The sequence below is a fragment of the Pseudomonas sp. BP6 genome (genome assembly GCF_017875935.1).
Taxonomy (GTDB): Bacteria; Pseudomonadota; Gammaproteobacteria; order Pseudomonadales; family Pseudomonadaceae; genus Aquipseudomonas; species Aquipseudomonas putida_Y.
In genome coordinates this window covers 1,416,070-1,441,571 of the sequence record NZ_JAGINI010000001.1, presented here as the reverse complement: position 1 = coordinate 1,441,571, position 25,502 = coordinate 1,416,070, and the positions used below count along the sequence as shown (strand labels likewise).

At 58.9% G+C, this 25,502-nt stretch carries 14 protein-coding genes, 2 tRNA genes and 3 rRNA genes; 6 read left to right on the top strand and 13 right to left on the bottom strand.

What is annotated here, in order from left to right:
• Nucleotides 1-112: 112 nt before the first annotated feature.
• From J3A98_RS06465 to J3A98_RS06450, 4 genes are all read right to left on the bottom strand, one after another.
• Nucleotides 113-547 (bottom strand): universal stress protein, encoded by a 435-nt coding sequence (locus J3A98_RS06465; RefSeq protein WP_176683977.1) that lies wholly within the window; start codon nucleotides 545-547, stop codon nucleotides 113-115.
• Between the two features lie 67 nt (nucleotides 548-614).
• A complete protein-coding gene (locus J3A98_RS06460) occupies nucleotides 615-3,350 on the bottom strand; it encodes a cation-transporting P-type ATPase (RefSeq protein WP_245354933.1) in 2,736 nt (911 codons plus the stop codon).
• A gap of 160 nt (nucleotides 3,351-3,510) precedes the next feature.
• Entirely contained in the window at nucleotides 3,511-8,607 is a 5,097-nt protein-coding gene (locus J3A98_RS06455; RefSeq protein ID WP_209964822.1) for a trifunctional serine/threonine-protein kinase/ATP-binding protein/sensor histidine kinase, read from the bottom strand.
• Between the two features lie 42 nt (nucleotides 8,608-8,649).
• Nucleotides 8,650-9,300 carry a response regulator transcription factor gene (locus J3A98_RS06450; RefSeq protein ID WP_176683979.1) on the bottom strand — a complete coding sequence of 217 codons (651 nt, stop codon included), beginning with the start codon at nucleotides 9,298-9,300 and terminating at the stop codon, nucleotides 8,650-8,652.
• 202 nt (nucleotides 9,301-9,502) lie between these two features.
• Between J3A98_RS06450 and J3A98_RS06445 the strand changes: the two genes are divergently transcribed.
• The 3 genes from J3A98_RS06445 (at nucleotide 9,503) to J3A98_RS06435 (ending at nucleotide 12,192) form a co-directional block, all read left to right on the top strand.
• Nucleotides 9,503-9,877 carry a response regulator gene (locus J3A98_RS06445; protein WP_209964820.1) on the top strand — a complete coding sequence of 125 codons (375 nt, stop codon included), beginning with the start codon at nucleotides 9,503-9,505 and terminating at the stop codon, nucleotides 9,875-9,877.
• A gap of 163 nt (nucleotides 9,878-10,040) precedes the next feature.
• Nucleotides 10,041-11,243, top strand: a complete 1,203-nt coding sequence (locus tag J3A98_RS06440) for an NAD(P)/FAD-dependent oxidoreductase (protein ID WP_209964818.1) — start codon at nucleotides 10,041-10,043, stop codon at nucleotides 11,241-11,243.
• 37 nt (nucleotides 11,244-11,280) lie between these two features.
• Nucleotides 11,281-12,192: an MBL fold metallo-hydrolase gene (locus tag J3A98_RS06435; RefSeq protein WP_209964816.1), complete on the top strand. Its 912-nt coding sequence runs from the start codon at nucleotides 11,281-11,283 to the stop codon at nucleotides 12,190-12,192.
• A 93-nt stretch (nucleotides 12,193-12,285) separates the two neighbouring features.
• Here the strand turns inward: J3A98_RS06435 and J3A98_RS06430 are convergent, their stop codons facing one another.
• From J3A98_RS06430 to J3A98_RS06405, 6 genes are all read right to left on the bottom strand, one after another.
• Entirely contained in the window at nucleotides 12,286-14,094 is a 1,809-nt protein-coding gene (locus J3A98_RS06430) for an ABC transporter ATP-binding protein/permease (RefSeq protein ID WP_209964815.1), read from the bottom strand.
• Nucleotides 14,095-14,325: 231 nt separating this feature from the next.
• Nucleotides 14,326-14,441 (bottom strand): 5S ribosomal RNA (rrf, locus tag J3A98_RS06425).
• A 131-nt stretch (nucleotides 14,442-14,572) separates the two neighbouring features.
• Nucleotides 14,573-17,465, bottom strand: a 23S ribosomal RNA gene (locus J3A98_RS06420).
• A gap of 234 nt (nucleotides 17,466-17,699) precedes the next feature.
• Nucleotides 17,700-17,775: transfer RNA gene (locus J3A98_RS06415), tRNA-Ala, on the bottom strand.
• A 6-nt stretch (nucleotides 17,776-17,781) separates the two neighbouring features.
• Nucleotides 17,782-17,858: transfer RNA gene (locus J3A98_RS06410), tRNA-Ile, on the bottom strand.
• 77 nt (nucleotides 17,859-17,935) lie between these two features.
• Nucleotides 17,936-19,472 (bottom strand): 16S ribosomal RNA (locus J3A98_RS06405).
• Together the 16S, 23S and 5S rRNA genes with 2 tRNA genes alongside form the textbook arrangement of a ribosomal RNA operon.
• A gap of 473 nt (nucleotides 19,473-19,945) precedes the next feature.
• Here J3A98_RS06405 and rhtA point away from each other — a divergent pair.
• Nucleotides 19,946-20,833, top strand: coding sequence for a threonine/homoserine exporter RhtA (rhtA, locus tag J3A98_RS06400; RefSeq protein WP_209964813.1), 888 nt, complete (start codon nucleotides 19,946-19,948; stop codon nucleotides 20,831-20,833).
• A gap of 191 nt (nucleotides 20,834-21,024) precedes the next feature.
• A complete protein-coding gene (locus tag J3A98_RS06395; protein ID WP_209964811.1) occupies nucleotides 21,025-21,306 on the top strand; it encodes a hypothetical protein in 282 nt (93 codons plus the stop codon).
• Nucleotides 21,307-21,345: 39 nt separating this feature from the next.
• Here J3A98_RS06395 and J3A98_RS06390 read toward each other — a convergent pair whose 3' ends face one another.
• The 3 genes from J3A98_RS06390 to J3A98_RS06380 all read right to left on the bottom strand — a co-directional run bounded on the left by J3A98_RS06390 (nucleotide 21,346) and on the right by J3A98_RS06380 (nucleotide 24,826).
• Nucleotides 21,346-23,154, bottom strand: a complete 1,809-nt coding sequence (locus J3A98_RS06390; RefSeq protein WP_209964808.1) for an aminopeptidase P family protein — start codon at nucleotides 23,152-23,154, stop codon at nucleotides 21,346-21,348.
• 217 nt (nucleotides 23,155-23,371) lie between these two features.
• Nucleotides 23,372-23,752, bottom strand: a complete 381-nt coding sequence (locus J3A98_RS06385; RefSeq protein WP_209964806.1) for an antibiotic biosynthesis monooxygenase — start codon at nucleotides 23,750-23,752, stop codon at nucleotides 23,372-23,374.
• Nucleotides 23,753-23,833: 81 nt separating this feature from the next.
• Complete coding sequence (locus tag J3A98_RS06380) at nucleotides 23,834-24,826, bottom strand: helix-turn-helix domain-containing protein (protein ID WP_209964804.1); 993 nt, start codon at nucleotides 24,824-24,826, stop codon at nucleotides 23,834-23,836.
• An 82-nt stretch (nucleotides 24,827-24,908) separates the two neighbouring features.
• Here J3A98_RS06380 and J3A98_RS06375 point away from each other — a divergent pair, with 82 nt between their 5' ends.
• Nucleotides 24,909-25,457 carry a cysteine hydrolase family protein gene (locus J3A98_RS06375; RefSeq protein ID WP_176684924.1) on the top strand — a complete coding sequence of 183 codons (549 nt, stop codon included), beginning with the start codon at nucleotides 24,909-24,911 and terminating at the stop codon, nucleotides 25,455-25,457.
• Nucleotides 25,458-25,502: the final 45 nt, after the last annotated feature.

Below are 25,502 nucleotides of genomic sequence, written 5' to 3'. Positions count from 1 at the left end.
GAGGCAATAGTCAGTCATAGATCGACACTAGCAATAGCGCAGCGAGCCGACAAGCCAGGATCCTGGAGTGAGCAATGGCCGGCTCGGTCAACTGAACGCGCACCACGATCTCTTATTTGACCAAGGTGATGGGTAAATCCGAGAGCTGAATCACCTTTGCCGCGACAGAACCCAGAAAAATCCCTGCCAAAAAACCATTGCCATGCGAACCCAGGATGATGCTGTCACATCCAAGGAAATGCGCACACGCCACAATTTGACTGGCTGCATCGCCTTGCAGGGTATGGAGTGCGAATGCAATCCCTTCTTGCTTCAGAAGCACCTCAGCCTTTCGTAAATCCTCGGCACTTCTATCCCCATAGTAGCGATCACGCTCATCCTCGCTCATGCCATTTGCGATTCGAGTGGGTAAAAGTGGCTGTACATTCAACAGATGTACCTCAACATTGCCGCCCAGCAACCCACCCTCCTGGATAAGCCCAATAAGGTAACGCACGGCGCGTTCCGAATGCTCGGAACCATCGACCGCAACCAGTATTTTGTGCATGTTCCAAATCCTCTTTCAGGTCATGAAGGTGCTTGTCGTTCCGGGTGCCGCCAGCATTCAACCCGTTCTACTCGGACAAGCGAATTCGAATCTGTTTTTCTATCTCGATAACCGCAAATAGCGCAACGCCAACCCCGATGATCAGCAGGCCATCAAGGAAGGGGATTGCCTCCGTTGCAAATACCTTTTGCAGCGGTGGCGCATACGTGATGGCGAACTGAGCGAAGGTAATCACCATGACGGTCATCCACACGACCTTGGTGCCGCGAATACCCTTCCAGGTAAGCGATGTGCTGTAGAGGTTACGAATGAAGAACAGGTGGAATATTTCCATCACGACTAACGTGTTCACCGCGAGGGTGCGGGCCAACTCAACAGAGTAGCCACGGTCGAGTGCATACGAAAAAATGCCATAAACACCACAGAGGAAAAGAATGGAAACAAGCACCATATGCCAGACCAGGGCTCCGCTTATGAGTGGTTCCTTACGTGAACGGGGCAGTCTGAGCATGGTGTTTTCTTCGGTGGGCTCGAACGCGAGCGCGATGCCGAGGGTCACTGCGGTTATCAGGTTGATCCACAGAATCTGTATCGGCGTCACCGGCAGCGTAATGCCGAGGAGCAGCGCGACAATGATGGTCATGGTCTCGCCTGCGTTGGTAGGCAGCGTCCAGCTCAACACTTTCTTGATGTTGTCATAGACTGTTCGGCCTTCGCGTACTGCAGCGACGATGGAGGCGAAGTTGTCATCGGCCAACACCAGGTCTGCGGCCTCCTTGGCGGCCTCACTGCCTTTTCCACCCATGGCTATACCGGCGTCGGCACGCTTTAGCGCCGGTGCGTCGTTAACGCCATCGCCGGTCATGGCCACGGTCATGCCGTTCGATTGCAGCAGCATTACCAACCTGAGCTTATGTTCGGGGCTGGTGCGAGCAAAAATGTTGATGCCCTTTACCGCCTCCTTGAGGGCGGCATCGTTCATGGCGTCCAGGTCCACCCCAGTCAGCACCTTGTCGGGATTTTGCAGGCCTATCTGGCGACCGATAGCGGCGGCGGTACCGTCATGATCGCCAGTGATCATTTTTACGGCAATGCCCGCTTTTTGGCATTGCTGAACCGCCTCTAACGTCTCGGGTCTAGGTGGATCAATCAGACCGACCATGCCCAGCAACGTCAACTTTCCTTGCACGTCCCCGAACGCCAACACGGTGTGCTCGGTCCGAACCGGCCTTACTGCAAACGCCAATACACGCTGCCCCTTGGCAGCAATGGCGTTCGCCTTTGCGTGCCAGTAGTCCACATTGAGCGGTTCAGTCTCGCGAGTGCTTGCAAGCTGATGCGTGCACATGGCCAGTAGCTGCTCTGGCGCACCTTTCACGTAGATAAAAGCTTGTCCATCATGGTTGTGATGCAGTGTCGCCATGAAGCGGTGTTTAGCGTCAAACGGTATGGCATCAGTGCGAGGCCAAGCCCGACGATCTTCATCTCGATCGATTCCGGTTTTTCCGGAGAATGCCAGCAAGGCCCCCTCCATCGGATCACCTTCCACCGTCCATACATCGTCATGCAGACGCAGTACGGCATCATTGCAAAGACCTGCTGCTCGTCCCAGGTCCGACAGCGCGGGGTGAGACGATAGGTCAATTGACCGATCGGCAAGACTGATGCTTCCCACAGGCTGATAACCCGCGCCATCGACCGTGAAGACCAGATCGTTCGTGACGACCGTTGCCACCATCATTTCGTTGCGGGTCAGTGTGCCGGTTTTGTCAGTGCAGATGACGGAGACCGAGCCTAGCGTTTCGATGGTAGGCAGACGGCGCACGATAGCGTTGCGTCGGGCCATTGCCCGAACTCCGACGGCCAGCGTAATGGTAAGAACGGCAGGCAGCCCTTCAGGTATCGCCGCTACCGACATCCCCACCACGACCATGAAGATTTCGGTGAAGGCGTAGTGCCCGACATAATGGCCGAACACGAGCAATAAGCCGCCAACTAACAGAATCAGGATCGTCAGCCAGCGGGCAAACACGTTCATTTGCTGCACCAGCGGGGTGGTCAGCGTTTCTACACCTGCAAGCAGAGAGCTGATACGCCCGATCTCGGCTGCTGCTGCGGTAGCCACTACAACGCCTGTTGCCTGTCCGCAAGTCACGAGCGTACCGCTGAACGCCATGCACGTACGATCACCCAAGGCTGCGTCAAGGGGCACTGATTGGGTATGCTTTTCTACGGGTACGGATTCACCGGTAAGAATGGCTTCCTGAATGTGAAGCCTATTCGCGTGCAGCAAGCGTAAATCAGCAGGGACTTTGTCTCCCGCCTCCAGCAATACGATATCGCCCGGTACCAGTTCCTCACCCGCAATACTCAAGCGTTCGCCTGCGCGAATCACTGCGGCGCGCGGTGCCAGCATCTGCCGGATAGCATCCATCGCCTTTTCTGCTTTGCCTTCCTGAATGTAGCCAATGATTGCGTTTGCAATTACCACCGCCAGGATCACTACTGTATCCCACAGATGTTGCAGCATCGCGGTAATCGCAGCGGATCCTAAAAGCACGTAAATCAGGATGTTGTGAAATTGCAGCAAGAATCGAAACCAGGCCGGGCGCCTTGCTGCCTCTGGCAGGCGATTGAAACCAGCGCGGTCAAGACGGGCTTGAACCTCGGCAACCTCCAGTCCGACATGCGCATTGACCTCGAGCAGGTTTGTCACCTGCTCGGCTGGCAGGGTGTGCCAGGCCACAGAATGCGCAGGGATTGGTGTTTGCTCAACGACTGCGTCGACCACTGGCGTTTTCAATGAGACTCCCCTGTGCGCACAGCTCGACTGTAACGGGCTTAGGTGGACATGAGCGGTCGTCGCTGTATCAGCATGCTGATAAGTCGCTCGTCACGCTTAGGTTCTCTTTGCCATCTAGCTGATACGAACTATAAGAAACATGCAACCGACAGCTTGATAACTATTGACCTGAATCAACCAGAAGCGCCGGCAAGGAGAACTGCACCTGGGCGCCAGGACTCTGCTTGGGGCTGGCCCAGAAGCGGCCGCCGTGGCTGTCGATGATCGAGCGGCATATCGACAGCCCCATGCCCAGGCCGGTCGCCTTGGTGGTGTAAAAAGGCTCGAAAACCTGCTCTACGTTTTCCGCTACGAATCCGGGCCCGCTGTCCGCCACGGTTACCCGCACCCCCTCCTGGTCGAGGGCCGTGCTTATTTGCAGCTCACGAGCACCTTCAACCTCCAGCATCGCCTCCAGCGCGTTGAGGATCAGGTTCAGCAGTACCTGCTGCAACTCCACGCGGTCGATCAGCACCTGCGGCAAGCCCTCGGCAAGGGCGGTATGCACCTGTGCCCTCGCCCTCACGGCCTCGCCACGGGTAAAGTCGACCATCTCCAGCACCACTGCGTTGACGCCCACCGCCTGCTTCTGCGGCGGGGCTTTGCGGATCAACTCACGAATACGGCCCAGCACCTGCGCCGCGCGGTTGGCGTCCTTGATGATCCGTCCCAGCCCCAGGCCTACTTCATCCAGCGCCGGTGGCTTTGCGCTCAACCAGCGGATGGCGGCATTGGCATTGGTGACCGTGGCAGCGATCGGCTGATTGACTTCATGGGCGATCGAAGCGGCCAACTGGCCCATGGTAGCGACACGGTTGGCATGCGCCAGTTCGGCCTGTACCTGGCGATTCTTGGCCTCCCGTTCCGCTACCTCGTGATACAGCCTGGCGTTCTCAAGCGAGATAGCGGCCTGTGACGCGACCAGCCGCAACACCGCGATACGCGCGGGGTCGAACACGCCGGCACTGAGATTGTTCTCCAGGTACAGCGCCCCAACCAGCCGCGCCTGATTGCTAAGCGGCAGGCATAGCAGCGACCGAGCCGAGCATCGGCGGATGTAGTCGTCAGCCATGAACGCAGCGTCACCCATGGCGTCGTCCAGGCACAGACTTTCCCCGGTGCGCAGTACCTGGTAAAGCACGGACTCGGCCAGCAGCGTACTGCTCACCGGTTCGTTGCAAATCATCACTTCACCCTGCCCCACACTTGCCTGCGCGACGATATGCGGCTCGCTCCCTCGGGCGCGGACCAACACGCCCCGCTCGGCACCGGCTTGCTCGATCGCCGTGCGCAGCACTTGGGTGATTAGTTTCTGCAGATCGACTTCGCCCGACACGGCGCGGGACACCTTGAGCACCGTCGCGAGGTCCAGGTGCTCGACCGGGGTGGCGATGGTAGCCGTGGGGCCTGGCTCTGGCTCGATGCTGCGCAGATAGCGATGACGGCTGTCCAACTGGCGCACCTTGCCATCGGCACCCCAGCGCAGGTAGCCATAACGCGCATCTCGAAGGTAGACGCGGGCAATCCGGGCAAGCCCGCGGCTGCCGTAGAAGCGCGATGCCAATTCGTTTGCAAGCGCCTCGACATGTACAAAGCCGCTGTCACGCGCGAGCTGGATGGCCTGCTCATAGAGGTGCTCGGCGTCGACCACGTGCCCCTGCAAGCGCGCGATTTCGGCCTCCAGCAGCACCTGCCGACTGGCGAAGGTTTCTGCGCACTGCCGGGCCCAGGTCTGCAGCTCGTGATGGTGCTCGGCCAACGCCTGCAACGTGACATCATCAACGCTCTGCCCGGCCGCCAGCGTCAGTGCGGCAAAGAAGTGGTACTCCGCCTCCTCGAAAAACGAGGTGATCACCCATTTAAGCGCCTTGGCCCGCGCCGCACAGGCTTCGGCCGCCGCATAGTCGCCTGCCAGGTAGCGCGCCTGCAGCTTGCGCACCCAGTATTTGCCGGCCGCCAAGGCAAGGTCCGGAGCAGCGTCCAGGTGCTGCTCGAAGCGCGCTTCATTGAAGTGCTCGTCGTTCAGACTTCCAAACACCGGCGTTTGCCCGCGCAGCGTGCGGATCAGCGCCAGCTGCGTGTTCATGAAGTCGATCACCAGCCCGAAATGCACTTTTTCTGCGTAGGCCAATCCTTGCTCGGCCTCCGGTTGCATGCTGCCCAGCGGTTCACCAGTGAACAACTGATCGGATATCAGCCCATTGCCTGCATAAGCGGCATACGGCAGGTCACCAACCCGGTTGGCCGCGACGAAGGCCCGGCGCAGCAACTCGCGACACTCGCTGACCGGCCGCGTCCAGCGCACCACGAACATCGAGAAACACAGGAAAGTACTGGCTTCAAAGCGTTGCAGGCCGCGCCGCTCGACCAGCTCGCAAGCAAGACGCCCGAATCGGTAACCGGTCTGGTAGTCGCCATAGCGCCGGGACACCCGCCCGATATTGGCGTAGAGCATGCACGATGCATCACAGTTGCCATGCTCGAGGCTCAAACTTACAGCCTTGCATATGGTCAGGCAGGCCAGGTTGGCATTGGTTTGCACAGCCGGGGCGAACAGCTTGCACAAGACATCCAGGGTGGCCAGGGAGGTCGCGTCCTCCATCAGCGGCAGGTCAATCAACTGCTCGATGCTACGCGCGCCTACCCGCAACGCGATCTGGTCATATTCACCACGTACCTCGTCATCGCTCGGCCGCGCGACCCAGTGGATGCCCACCTGCCGCAGCCAGGCGAGGCAAACCGCCACCGCGCGATCGCTGCGGTCGAGCATCAGGCAAACATCCATATGCAAGCACGCTACCGCAACGCCTTCAGCTGCGGTCCTGGCGCGCCGAGCAAGGCCGATCAGGCGCGCGTCCGCGCACCCGAGCTGGCCGGTGAGAAACTCGCATTCAGCCCGGTTCAGCGCCAGGGCAAAGCTCAATTCATGCGGATAAGCGGCACACGGCCCCTCCAGTAATTGCTCGCCCACGCTCAGGTAGGCCAAGGCCGATCCGTAGGCCGATGCGGCCTTGGCCCGCCGCCCGGCAAGCAGGTTGAGTTCGGCCAACTGCTCGCGTTCGCCAGGGGCATCGATCAGCGTCGCACCGCGGTTGAGCTGCCCGACGATCTCGAAAATGGCTTCATCGCGGTGCTTGCCCGGCACTTGGTTGGCCAGCAGGCGACCGATGCGCAGGTGCATGGCAGCGCGGTCTTGTTCGGCGATCAGCGAGTAGGCGGCTTCATGGATGCGGTCATGAACGAACGCGCAGGTGCCGTCATGGTGGGCGACCAGCTCCAGCCGGATTGCCGCCCATAAAACCGCCTGTACACGCTCCATCGGCAGATCGAGCACCAGGGCAAGCGTCTGCGTATGCGCCACGTTCCCCAGACAGGCCAGGTGCTGAAGTGCCTGACGGGTTGCCAACGGCAGTCGGGCGAGCTTGCCAACCATCAGGTCGACGACATTGTCCGTGTAACCCTTGGCATGGATACGCTGCGAATCCCAACGCCAGCGCCGGGCTGCGTGGTCGTAGGCCAGGAGCGACTCCTCGGCCAGCGCCTGGAGAAACTGGATGACAAAAAACGGGTTGCCGGCGGTCTTGTCCTGCACCAGCTGGGCCAGGCCCATCACGCTCGGGGCCGGACAGTGCAGTGACTCGGCGATCAGCTGTTCGATATGCGGGCGTGCCAGGGGCGCAAGGCGAACCTCATGCACAGGGGCGCCTGCCTGGCGAATCGCCTGGAGCCTGGCGGTCAATGGGTGGTGGGCATCCACCTCGTTGTCGCGGTAGGCGCCCACCACCATCAGATAGCGCAGTTCCGGGTGCGTAAGCAGGTCTTCGAGCAGGTCGAGGGTCGCCGCGTCCAGCCACTGCAGGTCGTCCAGAAAAAGCGCCAGCGGGTGCTCGGCGCGGGCAAACACCGAGATGAAGCGTCGCAATACCAGCAAAAACCGCCGTTGCGCCTGCTGCGGATCAAGCACCGGCACTGGCGCAGGCTCGCCGATGATCAGCCGCAGCTCCGGAATCAGGTCGGTCATCAGCCGTGCGTGGGGCCCACACGCCGCCAGCAATGCCGTACGCCATCCGGCCAGCACCTCGCTGCTTTTCCCAAGCAACGTGCGCACCAGCCCCTGAAACGCCTGCACCAGGGTGGAATACGGGATATCGCGCTTGTACTGGTCGAACTTGCCACTTGCGAACAGTCCTCGCGGTGGTACCAGTACCTTGTGCAACTCATTGACCACCGAGGATTTGCCGATACCCGAATAACCGGAGACCAGCACCAGCTCCGGCACGCTGCTGCGCACCATGCGAGCGAAGGCATCTTCGAGAATCTGCACTTCGCGTTCGCGACCGTATAGCTTTTCCGGGATCAACAGGCGGTCGGGGGCGCCTTGTTCATCCAGGCTGAAGGCCTTGATGCTCCGGTTTTGTCGCCACTCGGCAAGGCACCGGCGCAGGTCTTGCTCAAGGCCGGCAGCACTCTGGTAGCGATCTTCAGCGGTCTTGGCCAGGAGTTTCATCACCAGTCGGGACAGCAGCGGCGGCACGGTGGCAACGCGCTCGCTGGGTGGCAGTGGTTTGCGAGCAATGTGGCAGTGCACCCACTCCATAGGTTCTGTGGCATTGAAGGGCAGCGAACCAGTGAGCATCTGGTACAGGCCCACCCCCAGCGCGTAGAGGTCACTGCGTGAGTCTACGGAGCGGTTCATCCGTCCTGTCTGCTCAGGCGCCATGTATGCCAAGGTACCGGCGATGGTCTCCGGCGGTTCGGGGGCTTGCCGCTCGCGGGGCAAACGTGACGCCAGGCCGAAACCGGTAAGGCGGACCTTGCCATCATCGCAGTCGACCAGGATGTGGTGGGGTTTGAGGTCCTTATGCACCAACCCGGCCAAGTGCAGGCGGCCCAAGGCAACGCTAATTGCCACAGCCAGCTCAAGGCAGGTTTCGATGTCCAGCGGTGACATCAGCAAGGCCGACAACGGTTGGCCGCCCGGGTCGCTCAGCACCAGGCGCGGCTTGCCATTGAAGCGCTCCAAGGCCTGGGGCTGCAGCGCCCAGCTATCCTCAAGCTCATCGCGTAGACCATACTCATGCGCCAAGCGGTCGACGGTGGCGGGCGTAGGCTGCTCATTGGCCGGCTGCATCAGCAGCACGCGGGTGCCGTCCGGGCGCCGTAGCCGGCAAAACAGGCGATCACCATCGTTCCACAGGACTTGCTGTCTACCTGGCATGGGTCCGGGCCCCTTCGTCAAGTTGGAACAATGCGAGCTGTGTCAGACCATGCGACGCAACGGCTCGACACCCAGCGCCTCGGCCATGCGCACCAAGTCGGCGACCGAGCGAGCGCCGAGTTTCTTCATCATCTGCCCACGATGCACTTTCACGGTGACCTCGCTGAGGTTCAACTCAGCAGCGATCTGCTTGTTCATCAGGCCGGCGATAACGAAGGCCAGCACCTGCCGCTCCCTGGACGTTAGCGTCTGGAAAGCGCTGCGCAATGCCCCGCCGGCCTGTTCACCTGCCAGACGCTCGCGGTCGCGAGCCAGGGCACTGGCCACCGCGTCGAGCATGTCCTGGTCACGGAACGGTTTGGTCAGAAAGTCTACCGCGCCAGCCTTCATCGCTTTGACCGACATGGCGATATCACCATGCCCTGTGATGAATACCACCGGAATGTGCACCCCTCCCTGCTCCATCTGTGCCTGGAACGCCAGGCCACTTTCGCCACGCAGACGCACATCGAGCACCAGGCAACCGGGCACAGCCTTGCGGGGGAAGGCAACAAATTCCTGGGTGGAAGCAAAGCTTTGCACCTGCAAGCCCACCGAACGGAACAACCCGTCGAGTGCCAGGCGCATGGACTCGTCGTCATCAACGATATACACCACCGGCTCATTCGGGCCGTGTGTGCTCTGTAAGGCCATTTGCGCTCCTTCAGCCGTGACGCCGCGTGCTGTTGGCAGGTTAAAAATCTAGCCTATTGTTGGGCAAGGTTCACCGGTTTGGCCACCGGAAACCGGCAATACCAGACGCAGGTATAGCCCAGCTATACCTAGGTATACTTCTGCCACTTGCGCGACCGGGTATCTTGAAACAATGGCACAGGCCGCCAGGAGCAGACCGCGCATGAAGCAGCCCACCGCAACTCTGATTGCCGTTGTCGACGACGACGAGTCCCTGCGCGATGCGCTCGACGGCCTGTTGCGCGCCACCGGCTACCGTACCCGCACCTTTGCCAGCGGCATTGATTTCCTTGCCTCTGATGGCCCGAGCCAGGCAGGCTGCCTGATCTCCGACATCCAGATGCCCGGCATGTGTGGCGTCGAGCTGTTGACGCAACTACAGGTACGTGGGTTCGACATTCCGGTGATCTTCATCAGCGCCCACCCGGGCCAACGCTCACGCATCACCCCGGGCATGGCAGGCGTAGTCAGCTGTCTGCCAAAACCATTCGAAGCCCAGCAGCTGCTGGACTGCATCGAGACCGCCCTGCACCACTGAACAGTCCCTTCGATACGATCGTATAGCTGCTTACGCCCCATGCGTAATCCACTGCACACCCATGGAGAAGTGTGCGCATCCCTGCCCCTGCATAACATCGACCTACAGCGTCCCGCGAGGGCCGAAGAAAAGAACCTTAACCGTTCAAGACAGGAGCACGATCATGAAACAGCAACTTCTGGTTATTGGCGCAGGATTCGCCGGATTGTGGAGCGCCCTGAGCGCCGCGCGCCTGCTCGATATGCATGGTCGGCAAGACGTGCAAATCACCGTGCTGGCGCCACAGGCTGAACTGCGTATCCGCCCGCGTTTCTATGAGGCCGACGTGCATAGCATGTTCGCCCCGCTCCAGGCGCTCTTCGATGCTGTCGACGTAAACTTCATCAAGGGCTGCGCCGAAAGCATCGACGAGCTGGCCCGCCGCGTCAGCTACCGCGACGAAGCTGGGCAACAGGCGCAATTGGCCTACGACCGCCTGATTCTGGCAAGTGGCAGCCTGCTGGCCCGTCCCCCCGTGCCTGGCCTGAACCAATATAGCTTCGACGTGGATCAGATCGAATCAGCAGCGCGCCTGGAGCAGCACCTGATGGCGCTGGGCAAACGCCCCGCAAGCAGCGCCCGCAATACCGTGGTGATATCCGGCGGCGGCTTCACCGGTATCGAAACCGCTACCGAGATGCCTGCACGCCTGCGTGCGGCTCTGGGCGAAGACGCGGAGATCCGGGTGGTACTTGTCGACCGTGGCGAGCGCATCGGGGCCGCCCTGGGTGAGGGTATCAGACCTTCGATCATTGAAGCCTCGGATGAACTGGGTATCGAATGGATTGTCGGGGCCACCGTAACCGCGGTGGATGCCAATGGCGTAACGCTGGCTGATGGCCGACATATCGAAAGCCAGACCGTGGTCTGGACCGCCGGCATGCGCGCCAGCCCGCTGACCGAACAACTGACCGGTACCCGTGACCACCAAGGGCGCCTGCATGTGGACGGCAACCTCAAGGTGCACGGCCTGGACCATGTCTTTGCTGCAGGCGATGTGGCTTATGCAGCCACTGACGAGATCGGCAATTTCGCGGTGATGTCCTGCCAGCATGCCATCAGCCTCGGTCGCCATGCCGGCAATAACGCAGCCGCCGATCTGCTGGGGGTGGCACCCACGAATTACCGTCAGCCCAAGTACGTGACCTGCCTGGACCTAGGCGCCTGGGGCGCCGTATACAGCGAGGGCTGGGACCGCCAGTTGAAACTGGTGAAAGGCGAAGCCAAGGAGCTCAAGACCCAGATCAACACCGTGTGGATCTACCCGCCGGCAGCCGAGCGCGCTACCGCCCTGGCTTCCGCCGACCCGTCGATTCCAGTGGCTTGAGCCCCGCACGACCTTCCCATCCAGCAGGAGAACGACCATGACAATGCCAATGAACAATGTCGTCCCGACCGAGACCGAAGAACTGGTGCCCTCGCGCTATGCCGTGAAAGTCGGTGACATCGAGGTGCTGGTGGTGAGTGACGGTGTACTGCCACTGCCCACCGAAACCATGTCGACCAACGCCGACCCAGCCGCCCGCGCGGCCTGGTTCAAGGACATGTTCCTGGGGCCGGAAACCTTCGACTGGGCGCTGAATGTATTGCTGGTGCGCAGCGGCGAGCAGGTCATCCTGGTGGATGCCGGGCTGGGTGGGCAGTTCCCTGGGTTCCCGCGGGCCGGACTGTTCCCGAAGCGGCTGGCGGCGGCCGGCATCGCGCTGGAGTCGATCACCGATATCATCATCACCCACATGCACATGGATCACATCGGCGGCCTGCTGGTGGAGGAGGTGAAGAAGCGCTTGCGTGCGGACGTGAAGATCCATGTCACCGCGACAGAAGTAGACTTCTGGGCTGCACCGGACTTTTCGCAAACGGACATGCCTCAACCGGTACCAGATGTACTGCGGTCCACGGCAAAAGCGTTCATGCAAGCCTACGGCGACAGGATCCGCACCTTTGAGCTGCACCATGAAGTGGCCCCCGGTGTCGTCGCAAGCCTTACCGGCGGTCATACACCGGGGCACTGCGTGGTGTACATCAACTCGAACGAAGAGCAGCTGACCTTCGCCGGCGACGCATTGTTCCCGGTAGCCTTTGATCACCCGGATTGGCACAACGGCTTCGAACACGACCCTGAGGAATCAGTGCGGGTGAGGATGGCGCTGCTACACGATGCCGCAACCAGTGGCGAGCTGTTCGTCGCGACACACTTGCCCTTCCCTTCTGTAGGGCGGGTAGCGGTCGACGGTGAAGGGTTCCGCTGGGTTGCAGGATTCTGGAATTATTGAAAAACATCGTGATGCTCGACCGCCCCTCACACATGACAGTGCTAGACACGAGATGCGCTGCTCTGGTGAGGGGCTCCCGGAACTCAAGCCGAACTAGGCCAGCGCAGCCTCCTGCTCCAGCAACGACCAACCGCCATGCCCATCCACCTCAAGCCGGTGGGTATGGAACGCCGCCAGCGTGCTGCGGTGGCCGACACTGACCAGCAATGCACTCGGCATTTCCGAACGCAGCAACGCATACAAGGCATGCTCGAGCCCTTCATCCATCGCCGAGGTGGACTCGTCGAGGAACACCACCTGTGGCCGGTTGAACAGCACCCGGGCGAACGCCAGGCGCTGCTGCTCGCCCACCGAGAGGATGTGTGACCAGTCGCAGCTGACGTCCAGACGCTCGGCGAGGTGGGCCAGGTTGACTTGGCGCAATGCCTGCTGCATGAGCAGTTCATCCTTGGTGTTGCTGGCTGCCGGGTAGGCAATGACGGTACGCAAGTCACCCAGCGGCAGGTACGGGCGTTGCGACAGGAACAATGCCTGATGGCCCGTAGGCCGCCTGACCTTGCCTTCGGCATACGGCCAAAGGCCCGCCAGGGCACGCAGCAGCGTGGTTTTACCACTGCCTGACGGCCCTTTGATCAACAACGCCTGACCGGCGTGCAGGCTCAGGTCCAGGTCGGCGATAAGGGCATGCCCATCCGGGCGTAGCACCTGAAAGCCCGCGATCTGCAGCGCATGCGCCTGGTCTTCGGTAGCGACGCGCGGCAACGCACTTGCCTGCTGGTTGGCATCCAGAAAGCCGGTGAGACGGTCAAGGGTTGCGCGGTACTGCGCAAACGCATCGTACGACTCACGGAAGAACGACAGAGAATCCTGCACCTGCCCAAAGGCCTGGGAAGTTTGCATGACATCGCCCAGCTTGATCGCCCCACTGAAGAAGCGCGGCGCCTGAAGAATGAACGGAAACACAACGGCAACCTGACTGACACCCAGGTTGAAGCCACTGAGCTTCAGGTTCCGGTACACCAATGCCCAGACATTCACGATCAAGGAAGCAAAGCGGCCCAGCAACGTGCCCCGCTCGACTTGCGAACCTTGGTAGAAGGCAATGTTCTCGGCGTTCTCACGCAGACGCATCAACGTGTAACGGAAGTTGGCGGTGAGTTTCTCATTGAGGAAGTTAAGCCGGATCAGCGGGCGCCCGAGGCGGAAGGCGACCCAGGTGGCGGCGATGACATACAGGTACACGGCAAACACCATCGCCCGAGGGATCTCCACGCCGGCCACCGTCAACGGTGCCGACAGCCCCCAGAGGATGCCGGTGAACGCCACCAGTGAAACCAGCGCACTGACTGCGCCCAAGGCAAGGGTGACCGAGTTGGTGACGAAAGCGTTGACGTCCAGTTCGATACGCTGGTCAGGGTTGTCCACTGGCTCGGCAAGGAACTGGCCACGGTAATAGGCATCGCCCTGCATCCAGTCGTGGGTCAGGCGCTCGGTCAGCCAGACCCGCCACTTGATGCTGAATGCCTGACTGACATAGAAGGTGAACAGCGAGCGCAGCACATGGATGGTGGCCAGCACCGCGAAAACGCCGAGCAGGTACCAGAACGCCGCTTGGTCAAGGCCCTGCAAGGCGCTATAGAAGCCGTTATACCAAAACGAGAACAGCACGTTGAGGCGAACCGAAAACAGCGTCAGGACCAGCAGCAGGGCGAATACCAGCAACGGCCGCCAACTGCGCCTGAAACTGAAATAGGGTCCCGCAAGCTGCCAGAACTGGCTGCCCCAGCGTGTACAACGCACAGCCAGAGTCGCGGCTGCAGTGAAGCTGACAAGGGTGATGAACGAGGCAATTGCCAGCCAGCTTAGGCTCTCTTGCAGGGCCTGATGCCAGTTCATTTCCATGGTAAGTATCCGTGCTGAGTATTTCCGCGAGCGTAGCACTACGCTGTCATGCTTCAGGTATAAATGACGCACATTTCATGATTTGTAGGAGCGGGTTTACCCGCGAACACCGGCAACGCCGGTGCCATCTACGAAGCTGCCTGCTCCCGGGATTCGAGCAAGGCCAGATTTTTTGGCCCATAAAGACAAAACCCCTACCTGCATGCGCAGATAGGGGTTTTGCGAAATGAATCTTGACGATGACCTACTCTCACATGGGGAAACCCCACACTACCATCGGCGATGCATCGTTTCACTGCTGAGTTCGGGATGGGATCAGGTGGTTCCAATGCTCTATGGTCGTCAAGAAATTCTGTAGCCAGAATGTCCAGATGGACAGCCCAGCGAATCCGGATATGCGATATTTGTGGTCTTACGAATTTTCGGGTCTTTCGTCTTCACCACCGCAACCTGCGTCAGCAAATTGCTTGGGTGTTATATGGTCAAGCCTCACGGGCAATTAGTATTGGTTAGCTCAACGCCTCACAGCGCTTACACACCCAACCTATCAACGTCGTAGTCTTCGACGGCCCTTTAGGGGATTCAAGATCCCAGTGAGATCTCATCTTGAGGCAAGTTTCCCGCTTAGATGCTTTCAGCGGTTATCTCTTCCGAACATAGCTACCCGGCAATGCCACTGGCGTGACAACCGGAACACCAGAGGTTCGTCCACTCCGGTCCTCTCGTACTAGGAGCAGCCCCTCTCAAATCTCAAACGTCCACGGCAGATAGGGACCGAACTGTCTCACGACGTTCTAAACCCAGCTCGCGTACCACTTTAAATGGCGAACAGCCATACCCTTGGGACCGGCTTCAGCCCCAGGATGTGATGAGCCGACATCGAGGTGCCAAACACCGCCGTCGATATGAACTCTTGGGCGGTATCAGCCTGTTATCCCCGGAGTACCTTTTATCCGTTGAGCGATGGCCCTTCCATACAGAACCACCGGATCACTAAGACCTACTTTCGTACCTGCTCGACGTGTTTGTCTCGCAGTCAAGCGCGCTTTTGCCTTTATACTCTACGACCGATTTCCGACCGGTCTGAGCGCACCTTCGTACTCCTCCGTTACTCTTTGGGAGGAGACCGCCCCAGTCAAACTACCCACCATACACTGTCCTCGATCCGGATAACGGACCTGAGTTAGAACCTCAAAGTTGCCAGGGTGGTATTTCAAGGATGGCTCCATGAGAACTGGCGTCCCCACTTCAAAGCCTCCCACCTATCCTACACAAGCAAATTCAAAGTCCAGTGCAAAGCTATAGTAAAGGTTCACGGGGTCTTTCCGTCTAGCCGCGGATACACTGCATCTTCACAGCGATTTCAATTTCACTGAGTCTCGGGTGGAGACAGCGCCGCCATCGTTACGCCATTCGTGCAGGTCGGAACTTACCCGACAAGGAATTTCGCTACCTTAGGACCGTTATAGTTACGGCCGCCGTTTACCGGGGCTTCGATCAAGAGCTTCGCTTGCGCTAACCCCATCAATTAACCTTCCGGCACCGGGCAGGCGTCACACCCTATACGTCCACTTTCGTGTTTGCAGAGTGCTGTGTTTTTAATAAACAGTCGCAGCGGCCTGGTATCTTCGACCGGCATGAGCTTACGGAGCAAGTCCTTCACCCTCGCCGGCGCACCTTCTCCCGAAGTTACGGTGCCATTTTGCCTAGTTCCTTCACCCGAGTTCTCTCAAGCGCCTTGGTATTCTCTACCTAACCACCTGTGTCGGTTTGGGGTACGGTTCCCAGTTATCTGAAGCTTAGGAGCTTTTCTTGGAAGCATGGTATCAACCACTTCGTCGCCTAAAGGCAACTCGTCATCAGCTCTCGGCCTTGAAATCCCGGATTTGCCTAAGATTCCAGCCTACCACCTTAAACCTGGACAACCAACGCCAGGCTGGCCTAACCTTCTCCGTCCCTCCATCGCAATAACTGGAAGTACAGGAATATTAACCTGTTTTCCATCGACTACGCTTTTCAGCCTCGCCTTAGGGACCGACTAACCCTGCGTCGATTAACGTTGCGCAGGAAACCTTGGTCTTTCGGCGTGCGAGTTTTTCACTCGCATTGTCGTTACTCATGTCAGCATTCGCACTTCTGATACCTCCAGCAAGCTTCTCAACTCACCTTCACAGGCTTACAGAACGCTCCTCTACCGCATCATCATAAGATGATACCCGTAGCTTCGGTGCATGGTTTGAGCCCCGTTACATCTTCCGCGCAGGCCGACTCGACTAGTGAGCTATTACGCTTTCTTTAAAGGGTGGCTGCTTCTAAGCCAACCTCCTAGCTGTCTAAGCCTTCCCACATCGTTTCCCACTTAACCATGACTTTGGGACCTTAGCTGACGGTCTGGGTTGTTTCCCTTTTCACGACGGACGTTAGCACCCGCCGTGTGTCTCCCATGCTCGGCACTTGTAGGTATTCGGAGTTTGCATCGGTTTGGTAAGTCGGGATGACCCCCTAGCCGAAACAGTGCTCTACCCCCTACAGTGATACATGAGGCGCTACCTAAATAGCTTTCGAGGAGAACCAGCTATCTCCGAGCTTGATTAGCCTTTCACTCCGATCCACAGGTCATCCGCTAACTTTTCAACGGTAGTCGGTTCGGTCCTCCAGTCAGTGTTACCTAACCTTCAACCTGCCCATGGATAGATCGCCCGGTTTCGGGTCTATACCCAGCGACTAAACGCCCTATTAAGACTCGCTTTCGCTACGCCTCCCCTATTCGGTTAAGCTCGCCACTGAATATAAGTCGCTGACCCATTATACAAAAGGTACGCAGTCACCTAACAAAGTAGGCTCCCACTGCTTGTACGCATACGGTTTCAGGTTCTATTTCACTCCCCTCTCCGGGGTTCTTTTCGCCTTTCCCTCACGGTACTGGTTCACTATCGGTCAGTCAGTAGTATTTAGCCTTGGAGGATGGTCCCCCCATATTCAGACAAAGTTTCTCGTGCTCCGTCCTACTCGATTTCATTGACAAGAGATTTTCGTGTACGGGGCTATCACCCACTATGGCCGCACTTTCCAGAGCGTTCCACTAATCTCAAACCAACTTAAGGGCTGGTCCCCGTTCGCTCGCCACTACTAAGGGAATCTCGGTTGATTTCTTTTCCTCAGGGTACTTAGATGTTTCAGTTCCCCTGGTTCGCCTCTTGCACCTATGTATTCAGTACAAGATACTCAGCTTATGCTGAGTGGGTTCCCCCATTCAGAGATCTCTGGATCACAGTCTGTTTGCCGACTCCCCAAAGCTTATCGCAGGCTACCACGTCTTTCATCGCCTCTGACTGCCAAGGCATCCACCGTATGCGCTTCTTCACTTGACCATATAACCCCAAGCAATCTGGTTATACTGTGAAGACGACATTCGCCGAAAATTCGTACGTCGCTCTTTCGAGCAGAACTCACAAATTTTACCTTAGCCTGATCCACCAGCAGTGAAACTGGTGTTCAGTCTATATCTATCACATATCCGAATTTTTAAAGAACGATCTGACAAAAGCCAGAAATCAACATTCGATGCGAATGCTCATTTCTGAGTTTGATCGAGGTACACTAAGTGGTGGAGCCAAGCGGGATCGAACCGCTGACCTCCTGCGTGCAAGGCAGGCGCTCTCCCAGCTGAGCTATGGCCCCGCATATTGGTAGGTCTGGGCAGATTTGAACTGCCGACCTCACCCTTATCAGGGGTGCGCTCTAACCAACTGAGCTACAGACCTATATAGGGTCTTGATCGTCTTCGACAATGAATCAAGCAATTCGTGTGGGAGCTCATCAGCAGGCTGATGTCGTCGATTAAGGAGGTGATCCAGCCGCAGGTTCCCCTACGGCTACCTTGTTACGACTTCACCCCAGTCATGAATCACACCGTGGTAACCGTCCTCCCGAAGGTTAGACTAGCTACTTCTGGTGCAACCCACTCCCATGGTGTGACGGGCGGTGTGTACAAGGCCCGGGAACGTATTCACCGCGACATTCTGATTCGCGATTACTAGCGATTCCGACTTCACGCAGTCGAGTTGCAGACTGCGATCCGGACTACGATCGGTTTTGTGAGATTAGCTCCACCTCGCGGCTTGGCAACCCTCTGTACCGACCATTGTAGCACGTGTGTAGCCCAGGCCGTAAGGGCCATGATGACTTGACGTCATCCCCACCTTCCTCCGGTTTGTCACCGGCAGTCTCCTTAGAGTGCCCACCATAACGTGCTGGTAACTAAGGACAAGGGTTGCGCTCGTTACGGGACTTAACCCAACATCTCACGACACGAGCTGACGACAGCCATGCAGCACCTGTGTCAGAGTTCCCGAAGGCACCAATCCATCTCTGGAAAGTTCTCTGCATGTCAAGGCCTGGTAAGGTTCTTCGCGTTGCTTCGAATTAAACCACATGCTCCACCGCTTGTGCGGGCCCCCGTCAATTCATTTGAGTTTTAACCTTGCGGCCGTACTCCCCAGGCGGTCAACTTAATGCGTTAGCTGCGCCACTAAAATCTCAAGGATTCCAACGGCTAGTTGACATCGTTTACGGCGTGGACTACCAGGGTATCTAATCCTGTTTGCTCCCCACGCTTTCGCACCTCAGTGTCAGTATCAGTCCAGGTGGTCGCCTTCGCCACTGGTGTTCCTTCCTATATCTACGCATTTCACCGCTACACAGGAAATTCCACCACCCTCTACCGTACTCTAGCTTGCCAGTTTTGGATGCAGTTCCCAGGTTGAGCCCGGGGCTTTCACATCCAACTTAACAAACCACCTACGCGCGCTTTACGCCCAGTAATTCCGATTAACGCTTGCACCCTCTGTATTACCGCGGCTGCTGGCACAGAGTTAGCCGGTGCTTATTCTGTCGGTAACGTCAAAACAGCAAGGTATTAACTTACTGCCCTTCCTCCCAACTTAAAGTGCTTTACAATCCGAAGACCTTCTTCACACACGCGGCATGGCTGGATCAGGCTTTCGCCCATTGTCCAATATTCCCCACTGCTGCCTCCCGTAGGAGTCTGGACCGTGTCTCAGTTCCAGTGTGACTGATCATCCTCTCAGACCAGTTACGGATCGTCGCCTTGGTGAGCCATTACCCCACCAACTAGCTAATCCGACCTAGGCTCATCTGATAGCGCAAGGCCCGAAGGTCCCCTGCTTTCTCCCGTAGGACGTATGCGGTATTAGCGTTCCTTTCGAAACGTTGTCCCCCACTACCAGGCAGATTCCTAGGCATTACTCACCCGTCCGCCGCTGAATCAAGGAGCAAGCTCCCGTCATCCGCTCGACTTGCATGTGTTAGGCCTGCCGCCAGCGTTCAATCTGAGCCATGATCAAACTCTTCAGTTCAATACTGCTTGGGTTTTTAAGAAAACCTAAACTTGGCTCAGCAATCTCAAATGACTATGTGATTTCTCGCATGGCCACTTGTGATGCTGATAATCTTTTTGACTATCAGTCCGTACTCACAAGCACCCACACGAATTGCTTGATTCGATTTGTTAAAGAGCATTTGGTTAAGAGCTTTTCGCCTCAACCGAGGTGCGCATTCTACGCTTTCCTCATAGCCTGTCAAGCGTTTATTTTGAAGTTTTTTGCGAGAAACTCGTTTCACTTCAAACACTTGACTCAACACAGTCGCTAGCCTTGCTTCGCTACCGCGTTGGAGTGGTGCGCATTATAGGGAGGCTATCGAGAAGGTCAACCTTTAATTTCAATGAGTTGAAATATTTCTGCCAAACCCGCTTGAGGGCTACCACCCACCCCACCAATTGCGCACTATATTGCTCACCACCTCCCCACCCAAGGATTGCCGCACTTAAATGAACACCCAGCCCCGCAGCCTGGCCGCCACCCTTTTCCCGATCGGCCTACTGCTTATCGCCATGGCATCGATTCAGTCCGGCGCCTCTCTGGCCAAAAGCATGTTCCCGATCATCGGCGCACAAGGCACCACCGCCCTGCGCCTGATTTTCGCCAGCATCATCATGCTGCTTATATTGCGCCCGTGGCGGGTACGCATGACCGCCAACACGTTGCGCAACGTGGTCATCTACGGCATGGCGCTGGGTGGCATGAACTTCCTCTTTTATATGGCCTTGCAGACAGTACCGATCGGTATCGCCGTCGCCCTGGAATTCACTGGCCCGTTGGCCGTGGCGATCTTCTCCTCGCGGCGACCGATCGATTTCCTGTGGATTGCCCTGGCCATCGCCGGCCTGCTGCTGTTACTGCCGGCAGGCCACAGCGGCCAGGCACTCGACCCAGTGGGCGCCGCCTATGCGCTGGGGGCGGGTGTGTGCTGGGCGCTGTACATCCTGTTCGGACAACGTGCAGGGGCCGAGCACGGCATCCAGAGCGCGGCCCTGGGGGTGGTAGTTGCGGCCCTGTTCGTCGCCCCCATCGGCATCGCCCACGCCGGTAGCGCCCTGCTCACACCTGCAGTGATCCCCATGGCGTTGGCGGTTGCAATACTGTCCACCGCGCTGCCATACAGCCTGGAAATGGTTGCCCTCACGCGAATTCCGGCGCGCACGTTCGGCACCCTGATGAGCATCGAACCGGCATTTGGCGCATTGTCCGGCCTGCTGTTCCTTGGCGAAGTGCTGACGCTTACTCAATGGCTGGCGATTCTGGCAATCATTACCGCCTCGGTCGGCACCACCCTGTCCATGCGCAAGGCGCCCAGCCCGGCGATCGCAGCAGACTGATATGAGAAATATTTTCATTTGAGAAAGGATTAGTGATTGTAGCAGCCCGTCTCGCTGATTAAGCTGTCACAGAATCATCATCTTTACGCTATCTACTGGGCCGAACACGGACGCTGGGGAAGGTTCAGGAAGAACCGAAGCGACAACGACAGGGTCGTGACAAATGATTTGCCCTGCATTTAAGGACAGGAATGAAACGAATTTTTCTCATCCTGGCCATCTTGGCTATTGCTGGATGTGCCGCCACAGCCAAGACCGAGGTCAAAAGGGGCAAGAAGGGCCTGCATATCAATTGCTCCGGCCTTTCTTCCTCATGGGAGAATTGCTACAGCAAGGCCGCAAGCTCCTGCAGCACGCGCGGCTACCGGGTCATTGCACGCTCGGGCGATAGCGATGAGGAAGCCGGTGACTACTTGTTCGGCATAAACCCTGCGGGTTACACCAGCCGTAGCATGATCATCATCTGTAAATAGAGAAAAGGGCAGCTCGCAAACTGCCCTTTTTCATCTGCGTTACAGCGGTGCGGTACGCACCTCCAACCAAGCTAGCGCATCCCCTTGTAGCAAGGGTGCCAGGCGCTCACGCACGCGGGCGTGATAGCTGTTCAGCCACTCCACCTCTTCCTTGGTCAGCAACTCGGGCAACAGACAGCGGGTGTCGATAGGGCACAGGGTCAAGGTCTCGAATTGCAGGAAGTCACCGAAGGCACTCTTTCCTGCTTCGCGGTTGACCACCAGGTTCTCGATGCGTACACCCCACTGCCCCGGGCGGTACGTACCCGGCTCGATCGAGCTGATCATCCCCGCTTGCATCGCCGTCTGCGGTGCAGGTGCCGCCTGGTAGGCGATCACTTGAGGCCCCTCATGCACGTTCATGAAGTAGCCCACCCCGTGGCCGGTACCATGGCCATAATCGACCTGGTCAGCCCAGATCGGCGCCCGGGCAATAGCGTCGAGCAACGGCGACAGCACCCCCCGCGGGAACGTGGCACGCGACAGGGCAATCATGCCCTTGAGCACACGGGTGCAGTCCTGCTTCTGTGCCTGGCTGGGACTACCGACCGGCACCATGCGGGTGATGTCGGTAGTGCCGCCCAGGTATTGACCGCCCGAGTCGATCAGCAGCAAGCCATTACCCTCGATGAGCGCATGCGACTGCTCGGTGGCACGGTAGTGTGGCATCGCGCCATTGCCATTGAAGGCGGCGATGGTAGAAAAGCTCAGCGACACGAAGTTCGGCCGCCGAGCACGCGCGGCGCTCAATTGCTCGTCAACCGTCAGCTCGGTAATGACCTCCCGGCCGAGGTTCGCCTCGAACCAGGCGAAAAACTCGCACAAGGCTGCGCCGTCCTGCTCCATGACCTGGCGAATGTGCACCAGGTCGTCGTCACCCTTGCAAGACTTGCTCAGCGTGGTGGGGTTGGGCCCCTCGACAAGCACCACCTCTGCCACCAAGCTGTCCAGCAGGCCGCAGGTGACCCGGGCCGGATCCACCAGCAGCCGCGCCCCCGCGGGAACGGTGCCTAGCGCCTTGCCTGCTTCACTGTAGTCACGCACCTCGATGCCGTCGACCTCCAGCACCTGACGCAGGTGCGCGTCCACCTTGTCCTGGCCCACGAACAGGATGGCCTGCTGCTGATTGATCAGGGCAAAGGCCAGGAAAACCGGATTGTAGGAGACATCGCTTCCGCGCAGGTTGAACAGCCAGGCAATGTCATCCAGGGTCGCGATGAAGTGCCAGTCGGCCCCCTTGGCCTGGATGCCCTGGCGCAATTGCGCGAGCTTTTCCGCCCGGCTCACCGTGGCGTGTGGCGGCAAGTGCTGGTACACCGGGTTACCTGGCAGCGCCGGGCGCCCATCCCAGACCTGACCCAGCAGGTCCATGTCAGTCACCAGCTGCGCTCCACGCGCCTTCAGCCGCTCACCCAGTTGGCGCGCCGAAGCCAGGGCCATGACCGCACCATCCACTGCCACGCGACCGTTGGGCGCGATGTTTTCGCCCAACCATTCCAGCGCCCCGGGTTTGCCCGGCAACAGTTTCATCAGTTCGATGCCGCTGCCCTCCAGCTCGTGAGCCGCCTGCTCCCAGTACCGGCTATCGACCCACAACCCGGCAAACCCGGGGGTGACCACCAACGTACCGACCGAGCCCTGAAACCCCGAAAGCCACTGACGCCCCTGCCAGTAACCGGGCAGGTATTCGGAAAGATGGGGATCGGCAGAGGGTACCAGCAAGGCATCGATGCCCTCTGCCGCCATGGCTTGGCGCACGTGCACCAGTCGCTGCGGCACGCTTTGCTCAAGGGTCGTCTGGACGTTCATGCGCTCTCCTGCGGCTTCATAACGGTTTATCCAATAGACCGATAATGGAACAGCCGCCAGAGCGCTGCAATCGCGACGACCAAGATACGGCATGCATTGCCCGCCACGCCCTGTGCCAATAGGACACTTCCTACAACCGGGCAAGGATCATTGATCAAGTTCCGCTGAACGCCCCAGGACGAAGACTTCACATGCAGCACAATCATTGCACACAGCGCTACGCACCTTGGTATGCCTGAGGCCCGCCCACCTGGCAATGCAGGACGCCATCGTCCCCGCGCACCAGGCTGCGCAGGGCCTGGTAGGCGGCGAAGTTGACGCCTCGTGCCTGATGCTTGCCCAACAGGTCAAGAAACGACGCCTCGACGAAGTGCGCGGCTGCCGCAGCCCAGGCCTGGCGTGACTGCCATTGCAGGTATTGCAACACCCGGCTGCCATCGTCGCTGGCCTGGATACTCACACCCTGCAGCCCTTCGCACCGCGCAGCCAGCGCTTCACTACGCACCACCAGGGCCTGGGCCAATGCCTGCTGGCACATACTGGGCACTTCGTATTCGATCATCTGGGTGAACCACAAGGCATGAGGTTTTGCCAACATCGACAGTCTCCTGGCTACGGACGCATGCAGCGCGATGCCGTGCAGGGTAAAACCTCAAGTAAAGTCAAGGTCAAGTGGTTTCTACATACCCTGGCCGGACACCGCAAACCGTCGCCGATAATCACTCGGGGTAAGGCCGGTGACCCGCTGGAACACCTTGCGAAACGCACCCGGGTCCTGGTAGCCGACTCCCCACGCGATCTGTTCGACGTTGCGCCGGGTGAACTCCAGCAAACGGCACGCCCGCCCAACCCTAACCTGCTGGCAATACTCGGTCGGGCGCAGCCCGGTAGCGGCACGAAAGCGCCGCAAGAAAGTGCGTTCCTCCAGCCCCGCGCAGGCAGCCATCGTGGCCAGGTCGGCATCCTGCCCGCCATTGCCCTGCAACCAGTGCTGCACCTTCAACACCGCCTCATCGCCGTGGTCAAGACGCGGGTTGAATACAGCTCCGGGCAGCGGCGCTGCAACCGGATCGACGGCCAGATAGCGGGCGGTTTCCTGTGCCACCGTAGCCCCCACAAAACGCTCCAGCAGACGCAATCCCAGGTCGGTCCAGGCCATCAAACCTGCCGAGGTCACGATGTCGCCGTCATCCAGCAACGGCTGCTGGGCCTCTACCCGCACCTTGGGGAAACGCTGGGCAAGCGCATGCACATAGTTCCAGTGGGTGCAGGCCGGGCGCCCGTCGAGCAAACCGCTGGCGGCAATGAAAAATACACCGATGCATACCGACGCCAGCACCGTACCACGCCCGTGCAGCAGGCACAGCGGCACGCGGTGACGCTCGAGCAACGCGGCCTGCGGAGCTGACTCCAGGCTTGGTGGAATGATCAGTACGCGCAGGCTCGGCGCGGTGATAGATGAACCATCCGACGCTGCCAACAACTGCCCCGTCTCATCTGCCTGCCAGCAAGTGACGCGAATGTGCGGCAGTTCGACGGCCCCCAGTTCAGCCGCAACCCGGTTGGCCACAAGGAACAGGTCGGCCAGCCCATGCACGGCAGCGCGCTGCACGCCGGGGTACAGCAGCAAGCCGATATCCAGGTAGGCTGAGGTGTCAGTTTTTGCCCGCATAGTGTCGTTCGCGCCAATCCTCAGGTGAGTAAACACAGCCTATAACTAACGTCTCTCGACGACTACTGCCACAGGAGGCAGCATGAGCAAGCAGGCACTGATCATCATCGACATCCAGAACGACTACTTCCCGGGCGGCAAATGGACCCTCGATGGTGCCGACCAGGCGGCCGACAACGCTGCCCGCCTGCTGGCAGCAGCACGCCAGCGCGGCGACCTGATAGTGCATGTGCGGCATGAGTTCGACACTGCCGATGCGCCATTCTTTACCCCCGGTTCGCAAGGCGCGGCCATCCACGCCAAGGTCGAGCCATTACCGGGGGAGCCCGTGGTGCTCAAGCACAAGGTCAATGCCTTCCTCGGCACCGATCTCGAGCACACGCTGGACCGGCATGGCGTCGAGGCGCTGACCATCGTCGGCAGCATGAGCCACATGTGCATTGACGCCGCCACCCGGGCTGCGGCCGATCTGGGCTATCAAGTGACCGTGGCGCACGATGCCTGCGCAACCCTGCCACTGGCGTTCGACGGCAAGCAGGTGCCGGCGGCTCATGTGCATGACTCGGCGATGGCGGCGTTGGCGTTTGCCTATGCCAATGTGGTGAAGACCGATGATCTGCTGAAAAACTGATCGGCTTGAGACCTTTGGGGCCGCACAGCAGCCCCAAAGCCTGCA

Coding starts and splice junctions, on each gene's coding strand:
- J3A98_RS06465 (WP_176683977.1), bottom strand. CDS start 547: ATGCACAAAATACTGGTTGCGGTCGATGGTTCCGAGCATTCGGAACGC.
- J3A98_RS06455 (WP_209964822.1), bottom strand. CDS start 8,607: ATGCCAGGTAGACAGCAAGTCCTGTGGAACGATGGTGATCGCCTGTTT.
- J3A98_RS06450 (WP_176683979.1), bottom strand. CDS start 9,300: ATGGCCTTACAGAGCACACACGGCCCGAATGAGCCGGTGGTGTATATC.
- J3A98_RS06445 (WP_209964820.1), top strand. CDS start 9,503: ATGAAGCAGCCCACCGCAACTCTGATTGCCGTTGTCGACGACGACGAG.
- J3A98_RS06440 (WP_209964818.1), top strand. CDS start 10,041: ATGAAACAGCAACTTCTGGTTATTGGCGCAGGATTCGCCGGATTGTGG.
- J3A98_RS06435 (WP_209964816.1), top strand. CDS start 11,281: ATGACAATGCCAATGAACAATGTCGTCCCGACCGAGACCGAAGAACTG.
- J3A98_RS06430 (WP_209964815.1), bottom strand. CDS start 14,094: ATGGAAATGAACTGGCATCAGGCCCTGCAAGAGAGCCTAAGCTGGCTG.
- rhtA (WP_209964813.1), top strand. CDS start 19,946: ATGAACACCCAGCCCCGCAGCCTGGCCGCCACCCTTTTCCCGATCGGC.
- J3A98_RS06395 (WP_209964811.1), top strand. CDS start 21,025: ATGAAACGAATTTTTCTCATCCTGGCCATCTTGGCTATTGCTGGATGT.
- J3A98_RS06390 (WP_209964808.1), bottom strand. CDS start 23,154: ATGAACGTCCAGACGACCCTTGAGCAAAGCGTGCCGCAGCGACTGGTG.
- J3A98_RS06385 (WP_209964806.1), bottom strand. CDS start 23,752: ATGTTGGCAAAACCTCATGCCTTGTGGTTCACCCAGATGATCGAATAC.
- J3A98_RS06380 (WP_209964804.1), bottom strand. CDS start 24,826: ATGCGGGCAAAAACTGACACCTCAGCCTACCTGGATATCGGCTTGCTG.
- J3A98_RS06375 (WP_176684924.1), top strand. CDS start 24,909: ATGAGCAAGCAGGCACTGATCATCATCGACATCCAGAACGACTACTTC.